General features: G+C 68.3%; 12 protein-coding genes. 5 read left to right on the top strand and 7 right to left on the bottom strand.

What is annotated here, in order from left to right; all coding sequences use genetic code 11:
- Positions 1-18 precede the first annotated feature (18 nt).
- From secB to IV112_RS05495, 3 genes are read left to right on the top strand one after another with little or no spacing between them, the layout of a single operon-like run.
- Complete coding sequence (gene secB / locus IV112_RS05505; RefSeq protein ID WP_019915744.1) at positions 19-501, top strand: protein-export chaperone SecB; 483 nt, start codon at positions 19-21, stop codon at positions 499-501.
- Complete coding sequence (locus tag IV112_RS05500; RefSeq protein ID WP_304001683.1) at positions 501-947, top strand: SH3 domain-containing protein; 447 nt, start codon at positions 501-503, stop codon at positions 945-947. Before secB ends, IV112_RS05500 begins: the two co-directional genes overlap by 1 nt.
- A 16-nt stretch (positions 948-963) precedes the next feature.
- The gene (locus IV112_RS05495; RefSeq protein ID WP_368500328.1) at positions 964-2,013 is read left to right on the top strand and encodes an NAD(P)H-dependent glycerol-3-phosphate dehydrogenase; all 1,050 of its coding nucleotides are present in this window, start codon (positions 964-966) and stop codon (positions 2,011-2,013) included.
- Here the strand turns inward: IV112_RS05495 and IV112_RS05490 are convergent.
- The 7 genes from IV112_RS05490 to IV112_RS05460 all read right to left on the bottom strand — a co-directional run bounded on the left by IV112_RS05490 (position 2,001) and on the right by IV112_RS05460 (position 9,866).
- Entirely contained in the window at positions 2,001-2,486 is a 486-nt protein-coding gene (locus tag IV112_RS05490) for a tRNA (cytidine(34)-2'-O)-methyltransferase (protein WP_304001627.1), read from the bottom strand. The genes IV112_RS05495 and IV112_RS05490 overlap by 13 nt on opposite strands.
- Before the next feature lie 54 nt (positions 2,487-2,540).
- A complete protein-coding gene (locus tag IV112_RS05485) occupies positions 2,541-4,214 on the bottom strand; it encodes a nitric oxide reductase activation protein NorD (RefSeq protein WP_304001625.1) in 1,674 nt (557 codons plus the stop codon).
- Positions 4,198-5,028, bottom strand: a complete 831-nt coding sequence (locus IV112_RS05480) for a CbbQ/NirQ/NorQ/GpvN family protein (RefSeq protein ID WP_304001623.1) — start codon at positions 5,026-5,028, stop codon at positions 4,198-4,200. Before IV112_RS05480 ends, IV112_RS05485 begins: the two co-directional genes overlap by 17 nt.
- Positions 5,025-6,065, bottom strand: coding sequence for an aliphatic amidase (locus tag IV112_RS05475; RefSeq protein ID WP_304001620.1), 1,041 nt, complete (start codon positions 6,063-6,065; stop codon positions 5,025-5,027). The genes IV112_RS05480 and IV112_RS05475 overlap by 4 nt, the downstream gene beginning before the upstream one ends.
- 271 nt (positions 6,066-6,336) lie before the next feature.
- The gene (locus IV112_RS05470; protein ID WP_304001617.1) at positions 6,337-8,028 is read right to left on the bottom strand and encodes a SulP family inorganic anion transporter; all 1,692 of its coding nucleotides are present in this window, start codon (positions 8,026-8,028) and stop codon (positions 6,337-6,339) included.
- 179 nt (positions 8,029-8,207) lie between these two features.
- Positions 8,208-9,023, bottom strand: a complete 816-nt coding sequence (locus tag IV112_RS05465; RefSeq protein ID WP_304001615.1) for a spherulation-specific family 4 protein — start codon at positions 9,021-9,023, stop codon at positions 8,208-8,210.
- 177 nt (positions 9,024-9,200) lie between these two features.
- Positions 9,201-9,866, bottom strand: coding sequence for a GntR family transcriptional regulator (locus IV112_RS05460; protein WP_304001612.1), 666 nt, complete (start codon positions 9,864-9,866; stop codon positions 9,201-9,203).
- 209 nt (positions 9,867-10,075) lie between these two features.
- On the opposite strand from IV112_RS05460, the gene scpA reads away from it, so the two are divergent.
- Complete coding sequence (scpA, locus tag IV112_RS05455; RefSeq protein WP_304001611.1) at positions 10,076-12,229, top strand: methylmalonyl-CoA mutase; 2,154 nt, start codon at positions 10,076-10,078, stop codon at positions 12,227-12,229.
- Positions 12,226-13,200 (top strand): methylmalonyl Co-A mutase-associated GTPase MeaB, encoded by a 975-nt coding sequence (gene meaB, locus IV112_RS05450; protein ID WP_304001608.1) that lies wholly within the window; start codon positions 12,226-12,228, stop codon positions 13,198-13,200. The genes scpA and meaB overlap by 4 nt, the downstream gene beginning before the upstream one ends.
- Positions 13,201-13,213: the final 13 nt, after the last annotated feature.

Genomic DNA, 13,213 nt, shown 5'->3' with positions numbered 1-13,213 from the left:
CCAACCGAGAAGCGAAAAATGGCCGACGAAGCAGTGCAACCCCAACAGCCCCAGGGCCCGGTGTTCTCCATCGAGAAGGTCTACGTGAAGGACCTGTCGCTCGAAGTCCCGAACGCCCCGGAAATCTTCCTGACCCGCGAGAACCCGAACGTGCAGATCCAGCTGCAGACGGAAGGCAAGGCGGTGCAGGACGGTGTGTTCGACGTGACGCTGACCGTCACCGTCACCGCCAAGATCGGCGAGAAGACGATGTTCCTGGTCGAAGTGCGTCAGGCCGGCATCTTCCAGATCCGCAACGTGCCGCAGGAAGACCTGCAGCCCATCCTCGGCATCGCCTGCCCGAACATCCTGTTCCCGTACGCCCGCGAAAGCGTGTCGGATGCGGTGAACCGCGCCGGCTTCCCGCCGGTCGTGCTGGCGCCGGTCAACTTCGAAGCGCTCTACCAGCAGCGCGCGCAGCAGGCCGCAGCCGGCCAGGACGGCGCGCCGACGGTCCAGTGATGAAGCGCATCGCGCTGGCGGCGCTGGCCGCCTTCGCCATCGCCCCGGCCGCCCAGGCGGCGGGGCTCGAATATCGCTCGCTTGCCGACGTCGCTGTGATGTACGACGCGCCGTCAAAGCAGGCGCGCCAGCAATACGTGATCGCGCGCCAGACGCCGGTCGAGGTGGTGCGCACGCAGGCCGGCTGGGTCAAGGTGCGCGAGCCGGGCGGCATGCTCGCATGGCTCGAATCGTCGGCGCTGTCGCCGCAGCGCACCGTCATCGTCAGCGTCGACAAGGCGCGTATCCTGGCCAAGCCGGAAGACAACGCGCCGCTGGTGTTCGAAGCCGAGCGCCGCGTGCTGCTCGAACCGGTGTCGGAACCGGCGCCGGCCGGCTGGGCGCGCGTGAAGCACCGCGACGGCCAGAGCGGCTTTGTCCGCATCGGCCAGGTGTGGGGCCTGTGAGCCCCGCCCGTTGCGCATGAAGATCGCCGTCCTCGGCGCCGGTGCCTGGGGCACGGCGCTGGCCGTCGCCTACGCGGCCGATCACGATGTCACGCTATGGACGCGCGATGCGGCGCATGCGCAGGCGCTGCGCGCGTCGCGTCGCAACGAGCGCTACCTGCCCGAGATCGCGCTGCCGGACGGCATCCGCATCGACGCCGACGTCGCGCACGCGCTGTCCGGCTGCGAGCTCGCGCTGATCGCCACGCCGATCGCCGGTCTGCGCGACGCTCTGCATGCCGTCGCCGCGTCCGGCGTGCCGGCCGTGCTGTGGGCGTGCAAGGGCTTCGAGTCGGGCACCGGCCTGCTGCCGCATGCGGTGGCGGACGAGGTGTTGCCCGCGGCGGTCAGCCGCGGCGCACTGAGCGGCCCCAGTTTCGCGGTCGAGGTGGCGCGCGGCCAGCCGACCGCGATCACCGTCGCCAGCAACGACCTCGCTTTTGCCAGCCGTATCGCCGCCGAGCTGCACAGCCCGCGGCTGCGCCTGTACGCGCAGGACGACCTGACCGGCGTCGAGGTCGGCGGTGCGGTCAAGAACGTGCTCGCCATCGCCACCGGCGTCTGCGACGGACTGGGTTTCGGACTCAACGCACGCGCTGCGCTGATCACCCGCGGTCTGGCCGAAATCGCCCGCCTCGGCGAAGCATTGGGCGGCCACGGCATCACCTTCATGGGTCTGGCCGGCATGGGCGACCTGATACTGACCTGCACCGGCGACCTGTCGCGCAACCGCCGCGTCGGCTTGATGCTGGCCGAAGGCCTGTCGCTCGACGCGGTGCTGCAGAAGCTGGGCCACGTCGCCGAAGGGGTGTCGACGGCGCGCGAAGCCGCTGCGCTGGCGCGCCGCATGGGCGTCGACATGCCGATCACGCGCGCCGTCGCCGACGTGCTCGACGGCCGCCTCAGCGCGGCGCAGGCGGCCGAACGACTGCTGGCGCGCGACCCCAAGGTGGAACAGGAAGCGGTGCTCGAACGCGCCGACGAGGCTGATCTCGGCGTTCTGCAAACGGGCGCTCAGTCGGGCTGAAGCGCGCCGTCGAAGCCGTGCTGTCGCCACGCTTCGTAGGCGACGATGGCGACCGAATTGCTGAGGTTCAGGCTGCGACAGTCCGGGCGCATCGGAATGCGCAGGCGCTGCGCCGCCGGCACGGTGTCGAGCAGGCTGCCGGGCAGGCCGGCGGTTTCCTGACCGAACAGGAAGATGTCGCCGGCACGGTAGTGCGGCGTCGTGTGCGCCACCCGCCCGCGCGTGCTCAGCGCGTACAGCCGGCTGTCCTCCGGCTGCAGTGCAAGGGCTGCCGACAGCGCAGACCAGTCCTCATGCACCGTCACGTTGATCAGGTCGCGGTAATCCATGCCGGCGCGCTTCAGCTGCTTGTCGCTGATGTCGAAGCCGAGCGGCTTCACTAGATGCAGGCGGAAGCCGCCGTTGGCGCACAGGCGCATCACGTTGCCGGTGTTGGGTGGAATCTCGGGCTGGTACAGGACGATGTGGAACATTGGGCGTGCGCGGTCGGGCGGAGGCGCGATTGTGCCAGCGGACGCGGTGGCGGGTCAGCCACGCCGCAGGCCGGACAGCAGCACGTCGATGATGTGCCGCGGATCGACGGCAACGCAGCGGCCGGCGTCGAAGGCGTGGCGCAGCGCTGACGGTGCGGCCGGGCCGACGTGCAAGCACTGCACCGTCACGCCGGCGCGGCGCGCTTCGCCGACCGCCTTCTTCACATCCTCAAGCAGATAGCGCGGGTCATGCACGTCGATGTCGTGCGGTTCGCCGTCGGTCAGCAGCACGATCAGCGGCCGCTCGCCCCGCGCATGGGCGGCGGCGTGACGCAGCGCGGCGCCGATGCGTGTCGAGCCGTGACTGCGCAGCCCGGCAGCGCGGGCGCAGACGCGCGCATCCAGCGCGCCGTCGTGCTCGTCCTTCAGGTGCTGCACGCGCACGCGATGTCGCGTATCCGACGCGAAAGCCCACACGCGGACAATGTGAGCTTCGCGTTCGAGTGCGTGTGCGGCCAGCAAGGCGGCGTCGCGCAGGTGTTCGAGCAGCGGTCGGCCATCCGCGCAGGGCTGCGCGGTGGAGGCGGACGCGTCGATCAGCAGCAGCAGATCGCGGCCGCTGTCCGTTGCATGGGCTGCGCGATACAGCCGTGACGGCGGCCGCGTGCGTGTGCGCAGCGCGATGCCCGCCTCGATCAGCGCGTCCGTGTGCAGCACTTCGCCGTCGCGCTCGCGGCCGCTGTTGGGGCGCCCCGCTGAGCGGCGTTGCGCAGCGGGTGGCCGGCGGACTTGCGCCCGCAGTCGCGCACGCAGTGCCGTGGCGTCGACTTCGAGCGGGCGGCTTTCGATCACCGTGCACCAGTCCGGCCGCAGTCGCGTGATCAGGCGATCCCACTCCGGGTACTTCAGCACGCGCAGCGGCGCTTCCGACCACAGTGCGGTGGCCGCACCTTCGCCCTGATCGGCGCTGCCGGTCGCCTGCGGCGGCGGACGTTCCGCCGTCACTGCGTTGTCGTCGTCGCCGCTGCCGTGGCTGTCGGCGTCCTCGCGTTCGAGTGGCGTAGCGGACGGCGGCAGCTTGTCATCGGCGATCCACAGGTGGTGGTTGTCGTCCCGGTAGGCCGGCTCGACCCGCCAGCCGGCGGCATTGAAATTCAGGCGCATCTGGCCGATGTCGTTGCCGAGAAGCGATGCCGCCTCGCGCAGCCGCTGCGGCGTGTCGAGCGCGAGCGTGCCATCGGCTGTAAAGAACAGCCGGCGCACCTTGGCGATCCAGGCGTGGCCGTCGGCATGCGCCGGGTCGAACAGCGCGTGCGCCAGCCGCACCAGCAGCGCGTCGAAGCCGTTGCCGTCGTCCGGGCCGGCGATATGGAAGGGCGCCCACAGCGAACGCAGGCCCGGCAGGTCCCGCATCGCCAGCCATTCGACCCGGGCGTCCTCCAGCGTTTCCAGCAGCACGCGCTGTATCTGCTTCAGTTTCGCGCGCGGCTGCGGCGCGTCGCCGTAAACAAGGTGGGCAGCCGCGTGGGCGGCGCGGGCGCGGGTGAGCAGCGCGTTGTCTGCTGGCAGGTGCAGCACCGGCCGCGTGCCGGCACGCGACAGGACGGCACGCGGGCGGTCGTCCTGCGTGGCGAGCGTCGTCAGTCGCGGCTGCACCGACCACAGCGCGTCCAGATAGATGCCCAGCGGACGTCCGCCGGGCAGTGCGGATTCAGGCGATGCAGGCATCGACCATGGCGACCAGCGCCTGAGCGACTTCCGGGTCGTCGGACAGCGGCACCGCGATGGCCTGCAGGCAGGCGGCGTGGGGTGCCAGGCCCTCGGCGATCAGCAGGCCAGCGTGGATGAGCATGCGGGTGGATGCGCCCTCGTCCAGGACATCGCCCGCCAGACGGCGCGTGCGCTCGGCCAGCGTCACCAGTTGCTTCGCGATGACCTCGACGACGCCAGATTCGTGCATCACGATGGCCGCTTCGCGTGCCGGATCCGGGTAGCCGAACTCGAGTGCGGTGAAACGCTGCCGGGTCGACGCCTTCAGCGTCTTGTGCACGCCGTGGTAACCCGGGTTGTAGGACACGACTAGCCGGAAATCCGGATGCGCGTGCAGCAGTTCGCCGGTGGCGGCCAGCGGCAGCTGGCGGCGCGCGTCGGTCAGCGGGTGGATCAGTACCGTGGTGTCGGCGCGCGCTTCCACCAGCTCGTCCAGATAGCAGATCGCGCCGAAGCGCACCGCTCGGGTAAGCGGACCGTCCTGCCAGCGCGTGCCGCCGGCGTCGAGCAGGAAGCGCCCGATCAGGTCGCCGGCCGACAGATCCTCGTGGCAGGCGACCGTGATCAGCGGCAGGCCCAGCCGCCAGGCCATGTGCTCGACGAAGCGCGTCTTGCCGCAACCGGTCGGGCCCTTGAGCATCAGCGGCAGGCCGCGCGCGTGCGCCGCCTCGAAGGCGGCGATCTCGCCGCCGACCGGCGCATACCAGGGTTCGTCCCGGATGCGCCAGTCGGCCAGCGCGTCGTCCGGCGCCACCGGGTCGTGCAACTTCATTTGTGACCGACGGTAGACGGGTTGGGCAGGCCTTCGATCGGGCATTCCTCGGTGCCGACGGTGTCGCGCGTGAAGGCTTCGACCGCCTTGCGCGTGCCTTCAGGATCGTTGATCCACTTCGAGTAGAAGTCGTAGGGGCAGGTGGCCACGCCCTTGTCGCCTTCGCGCGAATTGATCAGGCCGGTGTAGCCGCGGTGCAGCAGCTTGAACAGGTGGTTTTCCGACTGGCCGTTCTTGCGGAAATCGCGGATCAGGCTCTTGGACAGTGCCGCGTACTGCATGCCCATTTCCTCCTCGCCGCATTCGCCCAGCGTGCGGCCGTCGAAGCCGACGATGGCCGAGTGGCCGAAGTAGGTATAGACGCCGTCGAAGCCGGCCGCGTTGGCGACCGCGACGTAGACGTTGTTGGCGAAGGCCATGGCTTTCGCCATCGTCACCTGCTGGTCCTTGGCCGGGTACATGTAGCCCTGGCAGCGGACGATCAGTTCGGCACCCTTCATCGCGCAGTCGCGCCAGATTTCCGGGTAGTTTCCGTCGTCGCAGATGATGAGGCTCACCTTCAGGCCCTTGGGGCCGTCCGACACGTAAGTGCAGTCGCCCGGATACCAGCCCTCGATCGGCACCCAGGGCATGATCTTGCGGTACTTCTGGACGATTTCGCCCTGGTCGTTCATCAGGATGAGGGTGTTGTACGGCGCCTTGTTCGGGTGTTCCTCGTGCCGTTCGCCGGTCAGCGAGAACACGCCCCACACCTTGGCCTTCCTGCAGGCGGCCGCGAAAATGTCGGTTTCCTCACCAGGGATGGCGGAGGCTGTGTCGTACATCTCCTTCGAGTCGTACATGATCCCGTGCGTGCTGTACTCCGGGAAGATGACCAGATCGAGCCCGGGCAGGCCGGACTTCATGCCGACGATCATGTCGGCGATCTTGCGGGCGTTGTCCAGCACCTCGGCCTTCGTGTGCAGGCGCGGCATCTTGTAGTTGACGACGGCGACGCCGACCGTGTCCTTGCTGCTCGAAATGTCCCCGTGGTGCATGAGTGGCCTCCGCTGCGGAATGGGTGGAAAAGAAGGTGGAAGACCTCCCATTCTGCGAATGCGGCCGGCGCGGCCAATACGGTGAACGACGTATCGGCCGGCCGGAACTCTCAAGAGAACGCTGGGCCGTTCCCGAGTTTTCTTGACCCCCCTCGGGGGGCCTGACGCGAAGCGGCAGGTCTGGGGGCGCTCACAACAAAACGCTGGGCCGCTTCCGAGTTTTCTTGACCCCCTCGGGGGGCCTGACGCGAAGCGGCAGGTCTGGGGGCGCTCACGTGTAGCTGACGGCTGGCGTCGTCGGGTGCACCGCCTGCGCGCGCAGCAGGGCGTCGGTCAGGTTGCCGGCGATGTTGTCCTCGCCCAGCCGCGCAGCAAAGCCCGAGCGGCGGATCAGCGAGGCCGGCTGGTCGTTCAGGTCGCACAGGATGAGCGTGGCACCGCGCCGCGCGAGATTGCGCTGCAGTGTCTGCAGGATGTCCAGGCCGGTGGTGTCGATGCTGATCACCTTTTCCAGGTCGAGGATGACTGCGTCCGGATGGCCGTCCTGCATCAGCAGCAGGTTCTCCAGCTTGTTGGCGGCGCCGAAGAACAGCGAACCGGTCAGCCGGTAGGCGAGGATGCGCGGCGTGCCGTCGGCGCGCGCGAGTGCTTCGATGCCGTAGTGCTCTTCCAGCGGCAGGCGATCGATGCGCGTCAGGTCGGACATGCGGTAGATGAAGAACAGGCTGGCCAGCACCATGCCCAGTTCCACCGCCAGCGTCAGGTCGAACACCACGGTGACGAAGAAGGTGGCGAGCAGGATGGTGCGGTAGGGCGCCGAATAGCGGCGCAGTTCCGACGGCGCGAAAGCGTGCCATTCGCCCATGTTGATCGACACGACGACGACGATGGCCGACAGCGTGGCCAGCGGGATGTGCGCGGCCAGCGGTGCGGCCGCCAGCACGATGACGAGCAGCACCGTCGCGTGCAGCATGCCGGCCACCGGCGTGCGGCCGCCGGTGCGCACATTGGTGGCGGTGCGCGCGATGGCGCCGGTGGCCGCGAAGCCGCCGAACAGCGGTGCGGCGACATTGGCGATGCCCTGCGCCATCAGTTCCTGGTTCGGGTCGTGCCGGTCGTCGATCTGGCTGTCCGCCACGCGCGCAGACAGCAGCGACTCGATGGCGCCGAGCAGCGCGATCGCCAGCGCCGGTGCGATCAGTTTGCCGAGCAGGCCGAGCGACAGTGCCGGCAGGCCGACGTCCGGCAGTTCGCGCGGAATGCCGCCGAAGCGGCTGCCTATGGTGTCGACCGGAAGCTGCAGCAGCGCGTTGGCTGCGGTGGCGATCAGCAGTACCGCCAGCGGCCCGGGCAGCCGGCGCATCCAGGCGATGTCCTTCGCCACGCGATTCCAGCCCAGCAGCACGGCCAGCGACGCGAGCGACAGCGACAGCGTCGGCAGGTCCAGCGTCGGCAGCGCGTCGAACAGCGCGCGCATCTTGCCGAAGAACTCGCCCGGCAGCGCGTCGATCTTCAGCCCGAGGAAATCCTTGATCTGCGAAATGAAGATGACGACGGCAATGCCGTTGGTGAAGCCGATCACCACCGACAGCGGGATGAAGCGGATCATGCTGCCGAGCCGGAAGGCGCCCATGGCCAGCAGCATGACGCCGGACATCATCGTTGCGATCAGCAGGTTCTGCACGCCGTAGTCGGCGACGATGGCGTAGATGATGGGAATGAAGGCGCCGGTCGGGCCGCCGATCTGAACCCGTGATCCGCCGAGTGCGGAAATCAGGAAACCGGCGACGATGGCGGTCCAGATGCCGGCGGTCGGCGACATGCCGCTGGCGATGGCGAAGGCCATGGCCAGAGGCAGCGCCAGCACGCCGACCGTCAGGCCGGCCGACAGGTCGCCGGAAAACTGGCCGCGGTCATAACCGGGCAGCGTGTCGAGAAGCTTGGGTCGGAAGCTGAAGTTCATGGTGTCTCCGCAATGAGAAGGGGCGCGAAACGCGTCGCGTGAGGCGGTGCGGAGACGGGTGCCCGTGGCCGGTGTGGCGCAGCGCGACCCAGCGCTTGGTCGGGGTCAGCGGCATGGTGGTCGGCCACGGGTGTTCATGCGTGCATTGTGTTCGCGGCTGGCGCCGCGTGTCCAGCGCCTCAGCGACGGCGGCGCAGCCGGGCGCCGATCAGGCCAAGGCCGGCTGCCAGCGTCGCCCAGGCAGACGGTTCCGGCACCGCGGCCACGGCGGCGGTCTGGGCCGCCCAGTAGGACGGCAGCGTATCCCACGGGTTGCTGATGTCGTCGTCGGTGACATAGACATGGCCCACGTTCATCGCGCGCGCGCGGGCGATCACCGCCTGCATTGCGGCAGCGTCCGGCACCTCGTAGACCAGGTGAGCGAAGCGGCTGGCGTCCTGCGACTGTGTCCAGGCGTCCGCCTCGTAGCCGGCGTATTCGGCGGCCGGGCTTTCGAAGGTGACCAGCACGTCGGCGGTGGCGAGGTAGTCCGGGGCGGTCTGCGTGCCCGGATTGCCGACGATGAAGCCGCTGCCATCCAGCCCGCGGATGTAGTCGTGCAGCGACTGGTAGTAGCCGAGGTGGGCGGTGTCGTTCGACATTTCGTCGATGAAGATGCCGTCGACACCGTACAGCGCGTAGTAGCGGTCGATCTCGGTGCGCACGGTGGCGGCGCTGCGCGTACCGTAGGACGTGTGCACATAGCCGATCACGCGGCCGCCTGCAGCCTGCAGGCTGCCCACCACGGCGGTGTAGTGGGCGTCGAGCGTGCTGCCCGGCCCGCTGTCCGGATTCAGGATGGCGGTGATGCCGACCTCGGGCGCCGAGTCGGTCAGGGACTGCCAGTAGCTCGCGCCCTCATCGGCCGGATAGAAGTAGGCGGGAACCAGCAGTTCGAGGGCATGCGCGGTGGGCATGAACAGGGCGAGCAGGGCGGTGGCGACAGCGGATTTCACGGCGACTCCCGGATAAGGTCAAGGCGGATGCATCCTGCGCCGGTGCCGGCGACGAGGCAATCGCCTTTACGGCCGGCGCTGCCGCGACTGTAGGCGCCAGCTTTGATCGCGACGCGCCCACCTCGGTGGGCGAGCTTCGATACACGCCTCGGCCGGGGTCGAGACCTCCTGCAGACGTCAGCTGCTCAGTGCCCGGCGGCTGCTTTCGATGTGTTCCTGCATCGCGCGGCGGGCCGCTTCGGCATCGTGCGCCTGCAGCGCGGCGAGCAGCACGCGGTGCTCTTCCAAAGAGGCGACCAGCCGGCCTTCGAGGTAGAGCGAGTCGTGCCGCTGCAGCTTCAGCACGGCGCGCAGTTCGTCGATCATCTGCGCCATCCGCCTGTTGCCGGCGATGTGATGGATGAGCAGGTGGAAGCGCTGGTTGGCGTCGAAGAAGCGGTCGATGTCGCGCGCGGCCGCGCTGTCCTCCAGCATCTGGTGCAGCGTCGCCAGTTCGGCGAGGTCGGCGTCGGATGCGCGGCGGGCGGCGCCGGCGGCGCACTCACCTTCCAGCAGCGCCATGATGGGATAGATCTCTTCCAGGTCGCCGCCGCTGATCTGCGCGACGTAGCAGCCGCGGCGCGGCTTAAGCACCACCATGCCCTCGGTGGCGAGCACCTTCAGCGCCTCGCGCAGCGGCGTGCGCGAAATACCGTACTGGGTGGCGAGCGCCTGTTCGTCTATCCACTCGCCGGGTGCCATCGCGTGACTCTGGATCAGCCGGCGCAGACGGTCGGCGACCTCTATATACAGAGCGCGCGGAGCGATGGCTTCGGCGGAGGGATTCAGGGTTTCGCTGTTCATGTGTGTGTTTCGAGCTGAGCGCGGATGAGGGGCGAAAAGCCGGTTGCAGCCAGCCGGCCAAGATCGGGACCGACCCTGTTTTCTGCAACGCAACATCCGCTTGCATTCATAATTATGGATAAAGTATTCTCCGTTGCGCGCTGAGTCAAGCCGGTATCCGACCGATGCCGTGCCGGCAGCGCCGACCCGCAATCCGCAAGGACAGAACCATGGCCGACACGACGGGCAGCGCCCACCCTGAATACGCAGCGTGGCTCAAGGCTGCCGCCAAATCCGCGCCCGGCGGCGACGCCGCCAACCTGGACTGGAAGACGCCGGAAGGCCTGACGGTGAAAGCGCTGTACACCCGCGCCGACGTCGAGGGGCTGCCCAACGCCGATACGCTGCCCGGCTTCGCGCCCTTCGTGCGCGGCCCGCAGGCGACGATGTACGCGGCGCGGCCGTGGACCATCCGCCAGTACGCCGGCTTCTCGACCGCCGAAGAATCGAACAACTTCTACCGCAAGGCGCTGGCCGCCGGCGCCCAGGGCGTGTCGGTGGCCTTCGACCTGGCCACCCACCGCGGCTACGACTCGGACAACCCCCGCGTGGTCGGTGACGTCGGCAAGGCCGGCGTGGCGATCGACAGCGTGGAAGACATGAAGCGGTTGTTCGACGGCATTCCGCTCGACAAGATCAGCGTGTCGATGACGATGAATGGCGCCGTGCTGCCGGTGCTGGCCGGCTTCATCGTCGCCGGCGAGGAACAGGGCGTGCCGCAGGCGCAGCTGTCGGGCACGATCCAGAACGACATTCTCAAAGAGTTCATGGTGCGGAACACCTATATCTATCCGCCCCAGCCGTCGATGCGCATCGTCGCCGACATCATCGAATACACCGCGCGCAACATGCCGCGCTTCAACTCGATCTCGATCTCCGGCTATCACATGCAGGAAGCGGGTGCGACCCAGGGCCTGGAACTGGCGCTGACGCTGGCCGACGGCATGGAATACGTGCGCACCGCGATGGCGCGCGGCATGGACGTCGATGAATTCGCCGGGCGACTGAGCTTCTTCTTCGCCATCGGCATGAACTTCTATCTGGAAGTGGCCAAGCTCCGCGCGGCACGACTGCTGTGGAGCCGCATCATGGATGGCTTCGGTGCCAAAAGCCCGAAGTCCAAGATGCTGCGCACCCACTGCCAGACCTCGGGCTGGTCGCTCACCGAGCAGGACCCGTACAACAACGTGGTCCGCACCACGGTCGAGGCGATGGCCGCGGTGTTCGGCGGCACGCAGTCGTTGCACACCAACAGCTTCGACGAGGCGATCGCGCTGCCGACCGAATTTTCGGCCCGCATCGCGCGCAACACCCAGCTCATCCTGCAGGAAGAGACGCACATCACCAATGTGATCGACCCCTGGGCCGGCAGCTACATGATGGAAAAGCTGACCCAGGACATGGCCGACCACGCCTGGGCCATCATCGAGGAAGTCGAGCAGATGGGCGGCATGACCAAGGCGGTCGAGTCGGGCTGGGCCAAGCTGCAGGTCGAGAAGTGCGCGACCGAAAAACAGGCGCGCATCGACTCCGGCCGCGACGTTATCGTCGGCGTGAACAAGTACAGGCTGGACAAGGAAGACGCGCTCGACGTGTTGGTGATCGACAATGTCGCGGTGCGCGAATCGCAGGTGGCGCAGCTGGCACGCATCCGCGCCAGCCGCGACGCCGCGGCAGTGAATGCCGCGCTGGCGGCACTGACCACCGCGGCCGAATCCGGCCAGGGCAATCTGCTCGAACTGTCGGTCGCCGCGATGCGCGCGCGCGCCACGGTGGGCGAGGTGTCGGATGCACTGGAGAAGGTGTGGGGCCGTCACCGCGCGAGTACGCAGGCGGTGAGTGGCGTGTATCAGTCCGTGGTGGCCGATGACGAAGGATGGGGCGCGATGAAGGAGGAGGTCAGCCAGTTTGCCGAAGAGCAAGGTCGTCGCCCGCGCATCCTGATCGCCAAGCTGGGCCAGGATGGTCACGACCGCGGCGCCAAGGTGATCGCCACCGCCTTCGCCGACCTCGGCTTTGACGTGGACATCGCACCGCTGTTCCAGACGCCGGAAGAAGCGGCGCGCCAGGCGATCGAGAACGACGTGCATGCGGTCGGCGTATCGACGCTGGCGGCCGGCCACAAGACGCTGGTGCCGCAGCTGATCGCGGCGTTACGGGCAGAAGGCGCGGACGACATCGTGGTGGTGGTCGGCGGTGTCATTCCTGCGCAGGACTACGACGAGCTGTACGGTCACGGTGTGTCCTGCGTGTTCGGTCCCGGCACGCCGATCCCGAAAGCCGCGAAGGACACGCTGGACGCGATTCGGGCGAAGGTCGCGTGATCGAAGCGTCCGATCAGTCCCTGATTGATGGCGTTCTGGCCGGCCAGCGCCGCGCGCTGGCCAAGACCATCACGCTGATCGAATCGACGCGCGACGATCACCAGCTGCGCGCCGGCGAGGTGCTGCGCGCGCTGCTGCCACGCACCGGCCGCTCGATCCGCGTCGGCATTTCCGGCGTGCCCGGTGTCGGCAAATCGACTTTCATCGAGGCGCTCGGTCTGGCCTTGATCGCGAAGGGGCACAAGGTGGCGGTGCTGGCGATCGACCCGTCGTCCTCGATCACCGGCGGCTCCATCCTCGGCGACAAGACGCGCATGGAGCATCTGTCGCAGAGCCTGGACGCCTTCATCCGTCCGTCACCGTCGGCCGGCAGTCTGGGCGGCGTGGCGGCGCGCACGCGCGAAGCCATGCTGGTGTGCGAGGCGGCCGGCTTCGATGTGGTCATCGTCGAAACCGTCGGCGTCGGTCAGTCGGAAACCGCGGTGGCCGGCATGACCGACGTGTTCGTGCTGCTGCAGCTGCCCAATGCGGGCGACGACCTGCAGGCGATCAAGAAGGGCATCGTCGAACTGGCCGATGTGGTCGTGTTCAACAAGGCCGATCTCGATGAAACCGCGGCCGAGCGCGCGATGCAGCAGATGAAGGGCGCGCTTCACCTGTTGCGCGCGGCCTCGCCCGACTGGACGGTGCCGGTGCTCAAGGTGTCGGCGGTGAAGCATGCCGGGTTGGATGATTTCTGGTCGGCCATCCTGCGCTACCGCGATGCCATGCAGGCCAGCGGCGCCTGGGAGGCGCGGCGCAGCCGGCAGGCGCTGGACTGGATGTGGGCGCTGGTCGATCAGGGCCTGCGCCATCGTTTCGAACATCACGCGGCGGTGCGCGCTGCGCTGCCGGACATCCGCGCGGCGGTGGCCGCCGGCACCCTGCCTGCATCGGCGGCCGCACTGCGGCTGCTGCAGGCGATGGACTGAATTCACGGAGGAC

The sequence above is a fragment of the Methyloversatilis discipulorum genome (genome assembly GCF_018780585.1).
GTDB lineage: Bacteria > Pseudomonadota > Gammaproteobacteria > Burkholderiales > Rhodocyclaceae > Methyloversatilis > Methyloversatilis discipulorum_B.
Note: the sequence above shows the minus strand (reverse complement) of the source record. Positions and strands in the feature narration are given on the sequence as shown.